At 40.4% G+C, this 16,379-nt stretch carries 18 protein-coding genes; 8 read left to right on the forward strand and 10 right to left on the reverse strand.

Translation table 11 applies throughout. The features are described 5' to 3' along the window. Positions 1-40 precede the first annotated feature (40 nt). The 4 genes from ACKXGF_RS04495 to ACKXGF_RS04510 all read right to left on the reverse strand — a co-directional run bounded on the left by ACKXGF_RS04495 (position 41) and on the right by ACKXGF_RS04510 (position 1,753). Complete coding sequence (locus tag ACKXGF_RS04495; protein WP_411955038.1) at positions 41-274, reverse strand: hypothetical protein; 234 nt, start codon at positions 272-274, stop codon at positions 41-43. A 462-nt stretch (positions 275-736) separates the two neighbouring features. After that, the gene (locus ACKXGF_RS04500) at positions 737-1,042 is read right to left on the reverse strand and encodes a hypothetical protein (protein ID WP_411955039.1); all 306 of its coding nucleotides are present in this window, start codon (positions 1,040-1,042) and stop codon (positions 737-739) included. 69 nt (positions 1,043-1,111) lie between these two features. Beyond that, positions 1,112-1,324, reverse strand: a complete 213-nt coding sequence (locus ACKXGF_RS04505; RefSeq protein WP_411955040.1) for a DUF6366 family protein — start codon at positions 1,322-1,324, stop codon at positions 1,112-1,114. A gap of 51 nt (positions 1,325-1,375) precedes the next feature. Beyond that, positions 1,376-1,753, reverse strand: coding sequence for a hypothetical protein (locus tag ACKXGF_RS04510; RefSeq protein ID WP_411955041.1), 378 nt, complete (start codon positions 1,751-1,753; stop codon positions 1,376-1,378). A gap of 159 nt (positions 1,754-1,912) precedes the next feature. Here ACKXGF_RS04510 and ACKXGF_RS04515 point away from each other — a divergent pair, with 159 nt between their 5' ends. From ACKXGF_RS04515 to ACKXGF_RS04540, 6 genes are all read left to right on the forward strand, one after another. Further along, positions 1,913-2,236, forward strand: coding sequence for a thioredoxin family protein (locus ACKXGF_RS04515; protein ID WP_411955042.1), 324 nt, complete (start codon positions 1,913-1,915; stop codon positions 2,234-2,236). A gap of 59 nt (positions 2,237-2,295) precedes the next feature. After that, positions 2,296-2,598 carry a metal-sensing transcriptional repressor gene (locus tag ACKXGF_RS04520; RefSeq protein ID WP_411955043.1) on the forward strand — a complete coding sequence of 101 codons (303 nt, stop codon included), beginning with the start codon at positions 2,296-2,298 and terminating at the stop codon, positions 2,596-2,598. 12 nt (positions 2,599-2,610) lie between these two features. Next, entirely contained in the window at positions 2,611-4,995 is a 2,385-nt protein-coding gene (locus ACKXGF_RS04525) for a heavy metal translocating P-type ATPase (RefSeq protein WP_411955044.1), read from the forward strand. 220 nt (positions 4,996-5,215) lie between these two features. Continuing rightward, the gene (locus tag ACKXGF_RS04530) at positions 5,216-6,613 is read left to right on the forward strand and encodes a M20 family metallopeptidase (protein ID WP_411955045.1); all 1,398 of its coding nucleotides are present in this window, start codon (positions 5,216-5,218) and stop codon (positions 6,611-6,613) included. A 174-nt stretch (positions 6,614-6,787) separates the two neighbouring features. Then, positions 6,788-7,858 (forward strand): IS30 family transposase, encoded by a 1,071-nt coding sequence (locus ACKXGF_RS04535; protein ID WP_411953264.1) that lies wholly within the window; start codon positions 6,788-6,790, stop codon positions 7,856-7,858. Positions 7,859-8,218: 360 nt separating this feature from the next. Next, positions 8,219-8,698, forward strand: a complete 480-nt coding sequence (locus ACKXGF_RS04540) for a competence protein ComK (RefSeq protein ID WP_167262708.1) — start codon at positions 8,219-8,221, stop codon at positions 8,696-8,698. A 61-nt stretch (positions 8,699-8,759) separates the two neighbouring features. Here the strand turns inward: ACKXGF_RS04540 and ACKXGF_RS04545 are convergent, their stop codons facing one another. After that, positions 8,760-9,362: a TetR/AcrR family transcriptional regulator gene (locus ACKXGF_RS04545; protein ID WP_411955046.1), complete on the reverse strand. Its 603-nt coding sequence runs from the start codon at positions 9,360-9,362 to the stop codon at positions 8,760-8,762. Positions 9,363-9,444: 82 nt separating this feature from the next. Here ACKXGF_RS04545 and ACKXGF_RS04550 point away from each other — a divergent pair, with 82 nt between their 5' ends. Then, entirely contained in the window at positions 9,445-9,924 is a 480-nt protein-coding gene (locus ACKXGF_RS04550; protein WP_411955047.1) for a hypothetical protein, read from the forward strand. Between the two features lie 85 nt (positions 9,925-10,009). On the opposite strand, the gene ACKXGF_RS04555 is transcribed toward ACKXGF_RS04550, so the two are convergent. The 3 genes from ACKXGF_RS04555 to istA all read right to left on the reverse strand — a co-directional run bounded on the left by ACKXGF_RS04555 (position 10,010) and on the right by istA (position 13,599). Beyond that, entirely contained in the window at positions 10,010-11,053 is a 1,044-nt protein-coding gene (locus ACKXGF_RS04555; RefSeq protein ID WP_411955048.1) for a zinc-binding dehydrogenase, read from the reverse strand. A 321-nt stretch (positions 11,054-11,374) separates the two neighbouring features. Then, positions 11,375-12,100: an IS21-like element helper ATPase IstB gene (istB, locus tag ACKXGF_RS04560; protein ID WP_411953787.1), complete on the reverse strand. Its 726-nt coding sequence runs from the start codon at positions 12,098-12,100 to the stop codon at positions 11,375-11,377. After that, positions 12,097-13,599 (reverse strand): IS21 family transposase, encoded by a 1,503-nt coding sequence (gene istA, locus ACKXGF_RS04565; protein ID WP_411953786.1) that lies wholly within the window; start codon positions 13,597-13,599, stop codon positions 12,097-12,099. The genes istB and istA overlap by 4 nt, the downstream gene beginning before the upstream one ends. A gap of 14 nt (positions 13,600-13,613) precedes the next feature. Here istA and ACKXGF_RS04570 point away from each other — a divergent pair, with 14 nt between their 5' ends. Next, on the forward strand, positions 13,614-14,300 hold the full coding sequence (locus ACKXGF_RS04570; RefSeq protein ID WP_411955049.1) for an MFS transporter: 687 nt from the start codon (positions 13,614-13,616) through the stop codon (positions 14,298-14,300). Between the two features lie 280 nt (positions 14,301-14,580). Here the strand turns inward: ACKXGF_RS04570 and ACKXGF_RS04575 are convergent, their stop codons facing one another. Both ACKXGF_RS04575 and ACKXGF_RS04580 read right to left on the reverse strand, forming a co-directional pair. Next, positions 14,581-15,264 carry an ABC transporter ATP-binding protein gene (locus ACKXGF_RS04575; RefSeq protein WP_411955050.1) on the reverse strand — a complete coding sequence of 228 codons (684 nt, stop codon included), beginning with the start codon at positions 15,262-15,264 and terminating at the stop codon, positions 14,581-14,583. Positions 15,265-15,266: 2 nt separating this feature from the next. Next, positions 15,267-16,295, reverse strand: a complete 1,029-nt coding sequence (locus ACKXGF_RS04580) for an ABC transporter permease (protein ID WP_411955051.1) — start codon at positions 16,293-16,295, stop codon at positions 15,267-15,269. Positions 16,296-16,379: the final 84 nt, after the last annotated feature.

The raw sequence follows: 16,379 nt of genomic DNA on the forward strand, positions 1-16,379 counted from the left end.
CTAAGCATACTGTTTCCGCTCTCATTTGATGAATTTAAAATCAAGATTTCACTAAATCCTCTTGGTTCTCCCTTTGATTCTGTGTCTTTTTAATTTTGATGAAGATCAAGATTAGAATAACAATCATGATTAGATTGATAAATATGCTGATATTTTCAAACGAGAATAGTGGGTATGGGTTGTTAACTATAATAAAAATTTCGCTGATTAAACCAATAGGGGCGAAGATTAACCCTGCTATTATTAATTTTTCAATGTAATCTAAAAAACTCATATAAATTCTCCTTTCCATTGGGAGTGTTAATAATCAATCCAATCTTCATATAATTCCCTTGATAACGTTATATTCTTCAAGTTCAAAGTACCATCATATTCAATAATCTATGAGGGATTTTTATCTTTTTTATAATCCGATATAGATGAATATAGAACATATGGTATTAGACCGAACACTACAATAATTTGTATGGGTCCCAGGAAAGATAGCCCCTCATTCCAAAGACCAATTATAAGCCAACCAATACCCCATAAAGAAAAAATAATTGAAGCAAATAAATCATAGTGGAGATTTTTGTCCGTTTTTTTATTAACGATTACTATAGTTGTTAAAAGAATTAGCGTAATAAGTAATAACCAAGAATAAGTGTCCATTATTTATGAATCCTCCTTTATTAACAATAGCCTCAGCATGCTCAGTTTCAGGTGCCTTAGTGACTATATCCATTGACGCCCCTCCCTAGGTTTCAGTCTTCAATCTTACTGAACTGTGATAATAAAAAATGAACGTTAGAGCTATTGTTAATAATAGTGATCCACCAAAGATATAAACGCCACCCCAGTAAGTAGACATGCCTGTTACAGTCCATACTTGATAAGGAATGAAAATGATCAGAGTGACGATAAACGTTCCCCATAGCATAGATATGATATTCTGTTTAGCTTCTTTTAGTACAGAAAATCCGTCAGTATAATTGATTTTAGAAAGTTGCCTCGTTGCGATTAATAATAAAGTGATTGCGGCGATAAGCAAGACATAATCCATTCACTGTACCCCCGATTAACATTCTTCTTACACCATTTTTACATTTTTTTCCTTTAAGTCCAGTCCTTATTATAAAAACAACCCATAGCCTATAGTACCTAATATAAGTATTAACAGAATAACCAGCGTTACTTTCCAGTTTAAACCACCGACCAAATCCACCAGACTTCCAAATTCAGCTCTCTCTGATGAATCTTTCAAATTACCAAGGGGATTACCTTGCCATTCATCTTGTCTTATTCGTTCTCTTCTTTCTTCTGGTGTTTCTTTGTCTTCTTTCATTTCGCACACTCCATTCAATGAGATATAAATTTATACATATGATTCTTCCACTTAATGATTGTTTGAAATAAATTTTCCAAAGAGTAATAGATGTAAATATAACAGTGAAGCTATGATGCCGAATACAAAAATATTAAATGTTGTACTTGAAAGCCCTGTAGATGATAAGCCAATAAACAGCATGACATTACAAACGATTCCGCCAAACAGATATAAGGTCACTGAGAAGATGTATTGATACGATTGAATACGTTGAATAAGATGGTCTGCAACGATCGAAAAGGGTGTGCCAAATATGAGACAAATAGTGGCTGTCACTAAGAAATAGCCCCAAAAATATTCCCAAACATTTCCGAATGCCGATAAACTGATCGAAAAAATAATAGCTGTTACTAGACCAACAGTGACTCTTTTTAAGATTTTCACCATTAACACGCCTCTTCTAAAAGTTACCGACATTTTAACATAAAATAACAATTAATAAGCTTCATTATTAAAATCTATGCGCTAAAAATTGTAGAAGAAGCAGTTTCGTTTACATACCTATAGGGGGTATGATACTCTTAGTTTAGATAAGGTGGTGACGATATGAGTCAAACTGAAACATTGCAGTCAATAGAAGAGGTTAGAGCGTTTGTCGCGGAGAACGATAATGCGTTGTTATTTATATCGAGCCAAGGGTGTAGTGTGTGTTCAGCGTTATGGCCGCGCATACAAGACGAATTAGAAACGTATGACAATATCGCCCTCGGGTATGTCGACGTGGATGAGGTAAAAGAAGTATCAGGCGAATATCTCGTCTTTACGGCCCCGATTACGTTGGTGTTCCAAGATCAAAAAGAAGTGATGCGTGAAGATCGCTTTATGCGAATGGAAGCGTTTAGCGAAAAGATGGACTTGATGTTAACGTAAAAAATTTTAACCATTTAAATACTATACGGGGGTATAGTAAAAGGAAGGATGTTTATCAAATGAGCGAATATTTACATGACGAACCTGTTGTACCGCGAACGGATGATGAAAAAGAAAAGCTTATGAACCGTCTGAAGCGAATCGAAGGGCAAGTGCGCGGTATTCAAAATATAGTCGAAGAAGATCGCTATTGTGTCGATATATTAGTCCAAATTAGCGCGATTCAATCAGCGCTTAAAAACGTCGGTTTCTCCGTCACCGAACGTCATATTAACCACTGTGTGACTGATGCGATTCAAAAAGGGGAAGGCGACGAGACGATTCAAGAGTTAATGGACGTCTTAAAACAGTTTTCGAAGTAAGGAGGGACAACTATGAGTGAGAAAGAACATGCAGATTTAACCGTGACAGGGATGACGTGTGCAGCTTGTTCGACGCGTGTTGAAAAAGTCCTCAATAAAATGGACGGTGTTGATGCGCAAGTGAACTTAACGACGGAAAAAGCAGCGGTCGATTATGACCCTGAACAAACGTCGATGGATGATATTACGAATAAAATCGAAAAAGTCGGCTATGGCGTGCTAAAAGAAGAAGCGGACCTCGATGTGTACGGCATGACGTGTGCAGCTTGTTCGAGCCGGATTGAAAAAGTGTTAAATAAACAAAACGGTGTTGAGACAGCGAGTGTGAATTTAACGACAGAATCTGCGTCGATCCAATACAATCCAGGTATCATTGATCCAGATACGTTAATCGAAAAGATCCAAAAGCTCGGCTATGACGCTGCCCCGAAAGCGGAAGCTGAGGAGAAAGAATCGTACAAAGAACAAGAACTCAACAAACAGAAGACGAAGTTAATCGTATCAGCAGCGTTGTCAGCGCCATTACTCCTGACGATGTTTGTGCATTTATTTAACATGTCGATTCCAGCGATTTTTATGAATCCATGGTTTCAGTTTGCCTTAGCGACACCCGTTCAATTTGTGATTGGCTGGCAGTTTTACGTCGGTGCGTATAAAAACTTACGTAACGGCGGGGCGAACATGGATGTGCTTGTTGCGTTAGGTACGAGTGCGGCTTACTTTTACAGTTTATCAGAAGGGATTCGCACGATCGGCAATCCTGGTTATGATCCGCATTTGTATTATGAAGCGAGCGCCGTCATTATTACGCTCATTTTATTCGGTAAATATTTAGAAACGCGTGCGAAAACGCAAACGACAAACGCGTTGTCGTCGTTATTGAGCTTGCAGGCGAAAGAAGCACGTGTTTTACGTAACGGCGAGGAAGTGATGACGCCAGTAGAAGATGTGGTTGTTGGCGATCATCTGATTGTGAAACCAGGTGAGAAGATACCCGTAGACGGTACGGTCGTCAGCGGCTCGACGTCGATTGACGAATCGATGATTACAGGTGAATCGATGCCCGTTGAAAAAGAGACGGATTCGACCGTGATCGGTTCGACGATCAACCAAAACGGTGTGATTGAAATGGAAGCGACGAAGGTTGGTAAAGATACCGCTCTTGCGTCGATCGTCAAAGTCGTTGAAGATGCACAAGGGTCAAAAGCGCCGATTCAACGTTTAGCTGACGTTATTTCCGGCTATTTCGTACCGATTGTCGTCGGGATTGCCGTGGTCACGTTTATCACGTGGATCACACTTGTTCAACCTGGTCAGCTCGAACCAGCACTCGTGGCGGCGATTGCGGTGTTAGTGATTGCGTGTCCATGTGCGCTAGGCCTTGCGACACCGACGTCTATTATGGTCGGGACAGGGAAAGCTGCTGAAAATGGTATTTTATTCAAAGGTGGCGAACATTTAGAGCGCACGCATGAACTCGACACCATCGTACTTGATAAAACGGGTACGATTACGAAAGGGAAGCCTGAAGTAACAACATTTACAGGTGACCACGAGACGTTACAGTTACTCGCAAGTGCCGAGAAAGGCTCTGAGCACCCGCTCGCCCAAGCGATTGTGGCATATGCGACAGAAGAAGAGGTCATGTTAAGCGACACTGAACAATTTCAAGCTGTGCCTGGGCATGGCATTGAAGCAACAGTGTCAAACAAAACCATTCTTGTCGGTAATCGCAAACTGATGCAAGATCATAGCGTCGTAATTGGTGATGCTGAACAAACGTTAATCGAAATGGAAGAAGCGGGTGAGACCGCGATGTTGATCGCCGTAGACGGAGAATACCGTGGTATCGTCTCTGTGGCGGACACGATTAAAGAAACGGCCCCTGACGCGATTAAAGCATTACAATACCAAGGGTTAACGGTAATGATGCTGACAGGTGATAACGAGCGTACGGCTCGAGCGATTGCGAAACAAGTTGGCATTGACGACACGATTTCTGAAGTCCTGCCAGAAGATAAAGCAGAAAAAGTGAAAGAACTCCAACTTCAAGGTCACAAAGTCGCGATGGTTGGCGATGGGGTGAACGACGCACCAGCCCTTGCGATTGCGGATATCGGAATTGCGATCGGTACCGGAACCGAAGTTGCGATTGAAGCGGCCGACATTACGATTTTAGGCGGCGAATTGCAGCTGATTCCGAAAGCGATCAAGATCAGTCATGCGACGATCCGCAACATTCGCCAAAACCTATTCTGGGCATTCGGCTATAACACGGCAGGTATTCCTGTCGCAGCGATCGGTCTCCTTGCTCCCTGGGTTGCAGGCGCTGCCATGGCATTAAGCTCGGTTAGTGTTGTGACGAATTCGCTAAGACTTAAACGTTCTAAGATATAAGATACACCCCGTTCAGCTTCAGCTGAACGGGTTTCTTTTAGTGGTTTGAATTTATGAGATAAATGGATGAATTTATTTCATAAGTTCATCCATTTATTTAATAAGTAGCGGAACTAATTTAAAAAGTGAGCGCTGCGCATAGAATAAAAAGGAATTGAATTTAACTGAAAAGTATGTCATTTTATAATAACAAAAGACACACGCACAGGAGGGGATAAGGTTGGACCATGCGAAAACGATTGCGTCCTATATTGATGCTAAACAGGATCAGTTCATTCAAATGAGTGATGATTTATGGGCATTCGCGGAAACGGCTTTCGAAGAAGTCGAGTCTGCCCATTATATTGCAAGTAGCCTTGAACAAGAAGGATTCACTGTGACACGAGGGATTGCAGGCATGTCGACTGCGTTTGTCGCAGAATACGGATCAGGGGAACCCGTTGTCGCATTTCTAGGCGAATATGACGCGTTAGAAGGGTTAAGCCAAGAACGCGGGGCGACAGAACACCAGCCGATCGTACAAGGTGGCAGTGGCCATGGCTGTGGTCATAATTTACTCGGAACAGGCTCTTATGCGGCGGCGATTGCGGTTAAAACGTATATGGAAGAACACGGTTTAGAAGGAACCGTCCGTTATTACGGTTGCCCTGCAGAAGAAAGCGGGGACGGGAAAGCTTTTATGGTAAAAGAAGGCGTGTTTGATGATGTCGATTTTGCGCTCTGTTGGCACCCCGCCCCAGTAAATTCAGTGTTACGCCTTAATGTGCTAGCCGTCCAACAAGTATTTTTCCGGTTTAAAGGACAATCCGCGCACGCTGCGGCGAGTCCACACTTAGGTCGAAGCGCGCTCGATGCCGTCGAACTCATGAACGTTGGCGTCAATTACTTACGCGAACATATCGTCCAGAACGCGCGTCTACATTACGCCGTAACGAATACAGGTGGAAATGCACCGAATGTGGTGCAATCTGAAGCGGAAGTACTTTATCTCGTTCGCGCCAGTAATGTCAAAGAAGCACATGACATTTTCGAACGCGTGAAAAATGTCGCAGAAGGTGCCGCGCAAATGACCGAAACCGAAGTCGAAGTCCATTTTGACAGTGGATCGAGCGACCTTGTTCGAAACGACACACTCGATGATGCGATTCAAGCAAGTCTAGATACGATCGAACCACCGACTTACTCAGAAGACGAAAGAACCTTTGCCGAAACGATTCGCAGCACCCTATCAGAAGCCGAGCAAAACACATACTGGGCAAATGACTTAGACGGCCATACCCTTACCGATTTCATCGTCGACCGCAAACAAATTCACGAACAAACCGGATCAACCGATGTCGCTGACGTCAGCTGGGTCACCCCAACCACTCAATGCCTAACAACCTGCTTCGTCAACGGCACATCACTCCACTCCTGGCAAGCCGTTTCACAAGGTGGTACATCTATCGGCCACAAAGGCATGTTGTACGCCGGCAAAATTATGGCCGCCGCTGCGATTGATGTAATGCAAGATAAAACGAAACTAGAGAGAGCGAAGGAAGAGCTACAACAAAGAACCGCGAAACAAGGGTATATCTCGCCAATTGGTGATGGTGCTAAGCCTGGGCCAGTGATCTAAAATGAACCGACCTAATGGGAGTTAGGTCGGTTTTGTCATTGTTAAGGTCCACCATTAAAACTTATTAGTGGTGGATTTTATAATGAACTTAGCCACTTAAGTCATAAAAAACGCCATGTGAATTTCATGTTATATTGAAGTTAACCACAACACTCAATAAAGGAATGAAATCACATGACGCCATTTAATGATAACATGCCCCGCACTAAGGGCAAACACTTAAGCGCGGATGAACGGTCAAAAATCCAAGTGTTAAAGCAGGAAGGCTATTCTCACCGTCAAATCGCCAAAGTATTAGGCTGTGCGCCGCAAACAATCAATAATGAGATTAAACGGGGTTCGGTGACGCAAGCAAGAGAACAGAAACAAAATGGCAAAACATACCGCTATACGCATCCCGTTTATTTCCCAGATGTCGGCCAACGTCAGTACGAAGAAAATCGGTTAAACTGCGGGCGTATACCGAAATGGGTTGGTATCCCTACATTCATAGAATGGGCGGATACCAAGATGCTTCAGGACGGATGGTCTCCAGACGCTGTCGTCGGTTATTTGAAAGTCCATTTTCCGTATGCCCAAGCCTTACTACCGTGCACTACCACACTCTATCATTGGATCAACATCGGCATTATGCGGACGAAGAATATTGACCTGCTTGAGAAAGTCAGTCGCGCACCTAGAAAGACCGGGCGGCACGGTAAAGAAAATAAGCGCAAGTTAGGTACTTCCATTGAAGAGCGGCCGAAACATATTGAAGACAGAGCAGAGTTCGGACACTGGGAAATTGATACGGTACTGGGCGTTAAAGGTGAAGATGATGAGGTATTACTCACCTTGGCCGAGCGTAAAACACGGTTTGAATGCGTTATTAAAGTCGACCGAAAGGATGCATCATCGATTTCAAAAGCCGTTCAGTCACTGGCCGAGCGAACCGGCACAGACATGCGCGCCATGTTTAAAACCATCACGTCAGATAACGGGTCGGAGTTCAGCACGTTAGAAACGGATTTAAAAGAAACGACCCAAGTCTATTTTAGTCATCCCTATGCATCTTATGAACGCGGCACCAGCGAAAATCAGCACAAATTGATTCGACGGTTTATACCGAAAAGTCACCCCATCAGTCAAGTGAGTCAGCAACAAACCTTACGCGTACAAACGTGGATGAATACCTATCCGCGGAAACAGCTCAATTATCGCACGCCACAGGAAGCACTCATGACAGAGGTCAAGGCAATAGCTTAGATAGTTGTGACATTTCGCTCCCCCCTAGGGGGGAGAGCGTCAACTCTCTTCATCTATTCACAATCTCCCCATAGCAGGGGCTGGCCCAGTGGCTAACTTGTACTTGAAATTTAGGAAAACTTATTAGTTTCATTAACTAGGTAATCAACGACACTTTAGGTGATTTTATCTATTAAAGGCTTTAACCACTTAACTAGAAATTTTCATTAAACTTTAAAAAATGAGCATTATTGTTTAAACAATCTCTAAATTTACTAAACAAATGACTACAAATTAGGTCATTTTTGAACAAATTGCGATTTTACTTTTGAAAGTAATTTAACTAATATAAATATAAATTTATATTAGGGAGAGGTTCATGTGAGAATTGAAGAAGAAGCTCGAGTAAGCACTAAAACGATGGCGGTATTACCTTATGAGTTTTCAGAAGGTATTTATGGTTCTTATGTTGTTGATCAAGATGATGAATTTTATAGTTATTCGACACCCAAGCAATTAATAAATGAAGCCTGTCATTACTATTTTTGTAGTTTAAAAGGCCGTCTTGAAGGGACAAGGAAAGTGTTCGGTATTAATAGAAAACTTCCTATCGTCATTGAACCATCATGTAATATGTATTTTATGCCGACAACGTCACCGCTTTCACATGACTGTGCTTGGATTTCGCATGGTTATGTGGAAAGCTTGGAAAGACTATCGACTAAAGAAACGTGTATTAAGTTTAACGGAGGCAAGGCGTTAACCGTTCCATATTCTTATAATTCATTAAATAATCAACTGTTTAGAACTGCTCAGTATCGGCATATGATTACTGATCGTTTGTCAAAACCATCTCTATAAACAGTTAAAAAGTAACAAAAACCGTGTGATAATCATATAATTGATCTATCACACGGTTTTATTATTTAATCGTAATCCCATTCAAATACCTTCTTACTTCTCCATCAATTTTTTCTTCATCATACAACTCATCATACATCACCGTCTCAAATACTAACCCATGGATAAAGATTGTTAATGTATTCGCGGCTTCATCGATTGATTCGTCCTCACTTAAGTACCCATTCTCACTCAGCATGGTCACAATCTCTTTGGCAAAGCTGTAGTTGACTTCGCGGGATTTGTTTTTGGCTTCATGGTAGTCGGGGTTCATGGTGGCCATGATGGAGAATTTCATCCAGATATCGTTTTCCATGCGTTCTTCTTCGGTGCTGGCTTGGACGATTTGTTTGATCATACGGACGGCGTTGTCGAAGACGCTTTCGTCGTTATGTTGGTCGATTTCATCCATGCGGGCTTTGAACCGACTGTAAATCTCTTCGATTGCATCAATATAAATATCCCCTTGTTTCGGGAAGAAGTGCTGGACAGATCCAAGTGATAGGTCAGCTTCTTTGGCGATTTCTCGTAGTGTTGCTTTCTCGAAGCCAGAGCGGTGTACGATGCGGAACATCGCTTCTATAATATGATCTTTTCGTTCGGTGTGATCGATTTTTTTTGGCATTGAAAAACGCTCCTTGCTTTTTTAAGTCAAACGTATTATAATAAATTTAGGTCAGTTGACTTAAATAAAAGGCGGTGATGGTATGGAAAATGTAATCCTTCAAGTGTTGTTTGTGTTCTTTGTTAGTATGGTACCGTTTTTGGAAGTAGCTTTAACTGTCCCAATGGGGATTATCGTCTTTGACTTTTCACCACTCGTAACGCTCACAATCGCTGTGCTCGGTAATGCGGTCAGTGTGCTAATCTTTATCTTTTTCGGATCGACCATTAAAGCTGGTTTCCATAAACTGAAACAAAAATGGCGGAAACGCGAAACGACTTCGGCTGCGGTCAATCCTAAAATAAAAGCGACCTTCGAACGTTACGGTGCACTTGGCGTTTGTTTCGTCTCGTCACTCCTGTTTAGTAGCCAGGTCGGTGCGAGTACCGTTGCGACATTCGGCATATCGAAACGCAAAATATTCGTCTGGACGAATCTTGGTATGATGACCTTAGCTGTCACTATGGCAACCTTGTCCGTCTTTGCTGAAGAATTCGTCGTCACCATCGTCAACTTATCATAAATTATAGAAGAAAAGCGGATGGAAAACAATGTTCGGCCATATAAAAACGCTCAGACTCGCTCTGAGCGTTTTACATATAATGAGATTAATCTTCGTTAGGTAGCAAGACGACTTTGCCGAGTTTGCCTGATTCTTTAAAATAAACTTGAGCATCTTGCGCTTCTTCTAATGGAAAGGTTCGATCTATAACAGGTTTGATTTGGCCATCTGAAATCGCCTGAAGCATCCGTCGGTATTCGTCTCTTCTCCCTAAGACGGAACCGTACATCGTAATATGTTTTAAATATAGCGTTCGAAAATCTAGGTTCGTCGTTTGACCACCAGCAGATCCTGATATGCAGAATTTGCCGCCCTTCTTGAGTGCCTCGAGCGACGTTGAGAATAAAGGATCCCCCACCACATCTAATACCGAATCAATCGGTCCACCATTGCTGTCTATAATGTCATCAACAAGGCGATCGGATCGATAAGAAAGAACATGAGTAGCGCCTAACGCCTTCATCTCATCGGCTAAACGTAAATCTCCTACAATCGCAATCACCTTAGCAGAGAACACGTTCGCAGCGATTTGAACGTTCAAAGAGCCAACGCCGCCATTAGCACCTGTCACCATGATGGTTTCGCCAGGTTGAATGTCGAGTTGTTCGTTCATATGCCATGCGGTTAAACCACTCACTGAAAACACCGCACTTTCCGTATAGTCAGGTAGTGGCATGTTAAAACATAATTCCGCTGGCCACACGACATATTCCGCATACCCACCATCATACTCTGATCCGATGAAAGACATATCATTAGCGATATGTTCAGATCCATCGTCGCCACTCGATGTGAAAGGGAAGAGAACGACATCTTTTCCGTTCATAGACGAATCAACAGCATCCCCGATATCGACGATTGTTCCCGCTATATCAGAACCTGGTATCCGAGGGAATTGCACGCCTTCAGGTCGCCAACCTGATGCTGAACCAGCCCCATAAGCTCCTTCTCGCATCCAGATTTCGGTATTATTTATGGCGCAAGCTTTGATTTTTACTAATACTTCATTCGCTTTTGGTATTGGCACATCTTTCGTTACGGTTTGTAGTTGCTCAATCCCACCATATCCCGTCACTTGTACAGCCCTCATTATTGAACGCCTCCTTACACACTAGTATCATGTTTAGTATTGATGAATGAAAGCGAATTATGTGTGAAGGATAACTGATAACCCTCGGCTTCGAGTCAGTACGTTGGATAAGCAATTTAGGATTTAAGTACAAACATTTAAATTGTGAGCGATGACTTGTCTAGCACTCTGCTCTTCATTATTTATTGTTATATCAATTTTTATTTGCTTCATAAGTACCATTCACACAAAAGTATTGAAGGACTGCAAATGATGTATTTTGCAAGAGAAAAATACATAGTTTTGCAATCAAAAATACATAAGATTGCCAGCCCTTTTTCGCTATTCTTGATTAGATAGTGCGTGCTTCACTCTAAAGCTATCTCCAGTGAAGTTTAGTACATGCGCATGGTGGATCACGCGATCCACTAAGGCAGCTGTTAAACGTGAATCTGAAAATATCCGGTTCCATTGACTAAATTCTAAATTGGACGTGATCATTAAGCTTTTTTGTTCATACCACTCAGAGATGAGTTGAAATAACAGCTCTGCTCCTTCTTTTCCGAATGGAATGTATCCCATTTCATCTAATACGATTAAATCAACCGTTTTAAACTTGTTCCTAAAGTTTCGTAATTTTCCGTCTTGCCACGCTCTATCTAATTGATCAACGAGATCTGAAACACGGAAGAATCGGACCTCAAAACCATTTCGACAAGCCTCCCGGCCTAACGCTGTTGCTAGATGGGTTTTACCTGTTCCTGGTGCTCCTGTTAAGATGACATTTTCGACGCGTTTGATAAAACTGAGGGAAATCAGTTCATCTTTATCTAATTGTTGAGGAAAATGGATATGGCTTCCCCAATGATAATCATCCAGTTCTTTAACATGTAAGAACTTCGCCTTCTTCATTAAGCGGTCCGCTCTGGCTTCCTCCCTTAAAGCGAATTCCTTTTCAAATAGCTCTTTTAAAAATTGCTCTTTTGTTTCAAATGGTATTGATTCATAAACGTCTGCTACATACGCTAATCTTAGTGACTTGCACATGGCTTTAATATCCCGCGTCATGTTGACTCACCCCTTGGAATGTTTTGATCATAAAGGCTCCAGTCAACATCATATGGATGGTCGTCGTGTTCAGGTTGTAGATCGTTATCTATTAAGTCATAAAATTGATCATTAATTTGTTCCATATCATGTTGGGCCAATTGATGAATCAACCAACGCAGCCTTTCTTTTCTTAAACGATGATCCTCAATCCGGATATATTCAAATATTCGAACCGGCAAGTATGGTTGGTAACGTGAATACTCTATGGCTCTTGGCTTATCCAGCCAAGAGGATAGAATACCTTGCCAAGGAATTTGTCTTCTTTTATGCATATACGGTCTAACATCTTTCATAAGGATCTCTCCGTTAGGAGATGTGACTTTAAATTGATCCCAATAAAGCACTAATCGAACTTGTCCAAAATTATAGCTCTTAGGTACATGTACTTTGACTTGGTCGACCACAATTTCCCCATATTTATTAGCTTTCACCCATTTTTCTTTAAATATCGGATAATCTTGATCAGGAAGATGAAGCATGTGTTGATGTTCATCTTGATAAAGGTCTTCAATTGTTTGTTGTTTTACATAATGTTGGCGTTGGCGATCTTGTGTCAGTTGGTCCTCCAACCAGTCTGTGAGTTGTTCATATGACGTCATGACAGGTGCAGGTGTTGTGAAATTATATCGAATATAACCAACTTTATTTTCGACATGACCTTTTTCATGGCCACTATAGGGATTACAAGCTTGAATCTCACAACCATAATATGCTGAAAATTGATGGAGTTCATGGGTGAATTCAACTTCCTGATGGCGTCCCCTAGGTTTAATAACAGCTGCTTTTAAATTATCAATTCTTAGCACTCTAGGAACGGCTCCCATTTGTTTAAAAATAGTTTCTAGCCCTTTTAAGAAACATTCTTGGTTTTCACTTGGTAACGGAACACAAAAAGTTGCGTTGCTATAAGGTAAACTAAGGGACAAACCATGAACATCGACATATTGACCATCTTTAACAGCTTCTAACAAGCCAAAATCAACTTGCGCTTCACCTGGAGGATGTTGTAACCTTTCGTACCCCTTATCCTTCGTGGAATCATCGTTGATCTTTCCTTCACGCCAGTCTTTAATAAAATGGCAAACGGTACGATATGAGCCTTCAAAGCCAATGGCTTGTAATTGTGCAAAAATAGCTTTATTCGTACGACGCTTTTTGTAAGGTAGTTTATAATCTTCTATAAGCCAATCCGATACGATCTCACCCCATCCTTCTTCATGCATCATGCCTTGTTTGGGTTGCACGTTTTCTTGAGGCACCCAATCCTTATCGGCGTACTTTTTAGCTGTACGCCAATTAATACCAAGCATTTCAGCGATTGAATTGACGGATTTTGATTTTTGATTTCGTAAAACTTTGATACAATTAATTTCAGACATTGCCAGCATTCCTTTCAACCTCCACTGTTTAATTGATTCGACACCAATAACAGTAGTGGTATTTGATTGGGCTGGCAAGTCTTTTTTTTTGATTGCAGTGTTGTGTACTTTTTAGTTGCAAACTTCTGTACTTTTATTTTGCATTACACAACAGTGACGATTTAGCAGCTGGCTTTAAATATATAAAGAATTCTTTAGTGCCTAAAATGATTTTCTCAATTGTGTTCGTTAATATTGCTATGGCTATTATGACGACAAATCTTCCTGCATTTTCTCTATTAAAAGGGGATGGACTAGAAGCAGTTTACGGTACTTATTTAGCATCAATGTCCCTTGGTATTATGGTGGGAACGATGATTACACCGAAGTTGAAAGATATAGATTTTGGGAAACTGATAATATTTGCATACTTCGGGACAGGGATTGTTTGGATTGGAACAGCTATATTACCGATGGTGGTATCCATTCCGTTATTTAGTATTGGAGCAATTTCAATTGGTGTACTTAATATATGTGTATTTTCTTCGATTCAAAAGCAAGTGGAAACCGAGTACATTGGAAGAGTGATTACTCTGATGACAAGTGCAGCCTCTTTAGGTATACCTTTAGGAGGATTAATTGGTGGTGTATTAGGTGACGTTTTTACACCTATTATTCCAGTATTAATATGCGGAGTTTCCATGATCATATTTAGTATAATGTGGGGCAGTAGCACAGTGTTACGTAAATTACCTAGCATTGATCATGTTAACTTATTTAGAAGTAGTGAAACAAAATAGATTGGTAAAGAAAAACTACCTTGCTTTGCCAAGCAAGGTAGTCAGAACGAAAACACCAAAGATTAATCACAACCTACACCTTGTAGCGTTTCGGTTGCTCAGCAGGATGTTCGCAGCATCCTGCTTTTTTAGTTTATGCGTGTCTAGAACGTTGTATACGTATTTTCTTATCTAATAAAAATATACTGTTTCTTTGATTTATTGTCAATATATAAGGGAAGAACACTTTGATAATGAGTCTAAAATAACCTCACGATGAAAATAATCAAAAATTGTTTAATTAGTTAACCGTTATTATTTCTCCATCGCTCATTTTCACCACTCTGTCTGTATACTCTAACATTTCTTCTTCATGTGTAACGATTAATGTCATCATTTCTAAAGAGTGTGTTAATTCTTGAATTAACTGCATGATATCGTTTGATTTTTTGGAATCTAGACTTGCAGTCGGCTCATCCGCAAAAAGTACTTTTGGTCTATGAATGATGGCGCGAGCCACAGCTATTCGTTGTTTCTCACCACCTGATAGTGAAGCAGGGTAGGCGCTTTGACGATGAGTCATTTCAACTTTTTCTAATACATTTTTTATTTCGTTTTGTTTATCGTATTTACTTCCTTTTACTTCAGCTATATCTAACATCAAAGAAAGTTGTTCTTCGACGGTTAAAAAAGGAACGAGATGAGATTGTTGAAAAACAAAACCGTATTGCTGAGCTCTAATTTTTCTTATTTGTTCAGGCTTTAATTCTACTAAGTTTTGATGGTCGAATATGATGCGTCCTTTCGATAAGGGTTGAAGGCTTGCTGCTATTGAAAGGATTGTACTTTTTCCTGAGCCAGAAGAACCTATCAGTGCCGTTACTTCTCCTTTGTTGAGTGTTAAGTTAACTCCTTTTAATACTTCTTCTTCTACTTCCCCGTTCATAAATGATTTTCTCACTTGTTCTAATTGTAATTGACTCATAGTTAAGCCTCCCCTTGTTGTATTGCTTGTAATGGATCAATTCTTTTAATTTGAATTCCTGATAGAGTCGCTCCCATAAATCCTACGACAATGAATAAGATTGATAGTTGTATAGTTGAAGTTAGTGGTAAACTATATGGCATAGAAGTAGGTGCTATGGATTGAAACACTTGGCTCAATAAGGCAGAACTAATAAGTGCACTTACTGTAATTATCCCCATCTGAGTCCATATCATGGTATATAGAGTATTTGTGCGAATACCTAAGGCTTTAAGAATTCCATACATCCCCAATTTCTGGACATTCATCATATAAAAGAATATAGCAAATAACATGCCACTAATAATTATTAAAAACCATACAATCATATTAAGAGTCATTTGCTCTGCTTGGTAGCTCGGTATAGTGTTTAAAAATTCACTATTACTGTATGCATTTAAACCATCAATGTCTTTATTAGAGATAGGACTAAAGACGATCTGAAATGCTTGGGTTCTAAACAGGTTATTAAAATCGTTTTGGTTGATTAATACGACTGGCGAATGATTAAATCTCGCATCATCTACAAAACCGGCGACTTCAAAACTGTTTTCAGACTGTCGGAAGGATAACTGGTCTCCAGCCTTTATCCCTTCCTTTTTTAATGAATGGTCAAGAACAATCTCTCCATTATCTATATTTTGATAATACTTGTTATCAGTATAAGTCATGAGTGAGACGTTTTTTTGTTTATTTGAATCAATCTTTAAATTTCCCATTTGAAGCGAAAATGCGAAAGAGTCTCCGCCATTTTCTAACAACTGCATCTGTTTCTTTTCATCTATACGCGATTGTGCGTAGGAATTATTAGAATCCTCGGCCATATAAAACGTTCCATCCGGGAAATTTTTTATCAAAGACATGTTATCCTGAGATAGCCCATTCGCTAAACCCGATATGATAAATGTCAATAAACTAATAAGTAATATAATAGACCCTACTATAGAAAACTTCGCTTTATTGTTCTTTATTTCTTTCCAAGCTAAAATCACTATGATCATCCCTCTCAAAAAAACCTTTTGTTTTACTTACTGATTATGATAAATCAGCTAAGTGAACAAAAGGTTAATAAAATA

This window comes from Alkalibacillus sp. S2W, from assembly GCF_046764385.1.
Lineage (GTDB): Bacteria > Bacillota > Bacilli > Bacillales > Alkalibacillaceae > Alkalibacillus > Alkalibacillus almallahensis.

Coding starts and splice junctions, on each gene's coding strand:
- ACKXGF_RS04575 (WP_411955050.1), bottom strand. CDS start 15,264: ATGAGTCAATTACAATTAGAACAAGTGAGAAAATCATTTATGAACGGG.
- ACKXGF_RS04510 (WP_411955041.1), bottom strand. CDS start 1,753: ATGGTGAAAATCTTAAAAAGAGTCACTGTTGGTCTAGTAACAGCTATT.
- ACKXGF_RS04545 (WP_411955046.1), bottom strand. CDS start 9,362: ATGCCAAAAAAAATCGATCACACCGAACGAAAAGATCATATTATAGAA.
- ACKXGF_RS04555 (WP_411955048.1), bottom strand. CDS start 11,053: ATGAGGGCTGTACAAGTGACGGGATATGGTGGGATTGAGCAACTACAA.
- ACKXGF_RS04495 (WP_411955038.1), bottom strand. CDS start 274: ATGAGTTTTTTAGATTACATTGAAAAATTAATAATAGCAGGGTTAATC.
- ACKXGF_RS04515 (WP_411955042.1), top strand. CDS start 1,913: ATGAGTCAAACTGAAACATTGCAGTCAATAGAAGAGGTTAGAGCGTTT.
- ACKXGF_RS04550 (WP_411955047.1), top strand. CDS start 9,445: ATGGAAAATGTAATCCTTCAAGTGTTGTTTGTGTTCTTTGTTAGTATG.
- ACKXGF_RS04500 (WP_411955039.1), bottom strand. CDS start 1,042: ATGGATTATGTCTTGCTTATCGCCGCAATCACTTTATTATTAATCGCA.
- ACKXGF_RS04535 (WP_411953264.1), top strand. CDS start 6,788: ATGACGCCATTTAATGATAACATGCCCCGCACTAAGGGCAAACACTTA.
- ACKXGF_RS04525 (WP_411955044.1), top strand. CDS start 2,611: ATGAGTGAGAAAGAACATGCAGATTTAACCGTGACAGGGATGACGTGT.
- ACKXGF_RS04505 (WP_411955040.1), bottom strand. CDS start 1,324: ATGAAAGAAGACAAAGAAACACCAGAAGAAAGAAGAGAACGAATAAGA.
- istB (WP_411953787.1), bottom strand. CDS start 12,100: ATGACGCGGGATATTAAAGCCATGTGCAAGTCACTAAGATTAGCGTAT.
- ACKXGF_RS04520 (WP_411955043.1), top strand. CDS start 2,296: ATGAGCGAATATTTACATGACGAACCTGTTGTACCGCGAACGGATGAT.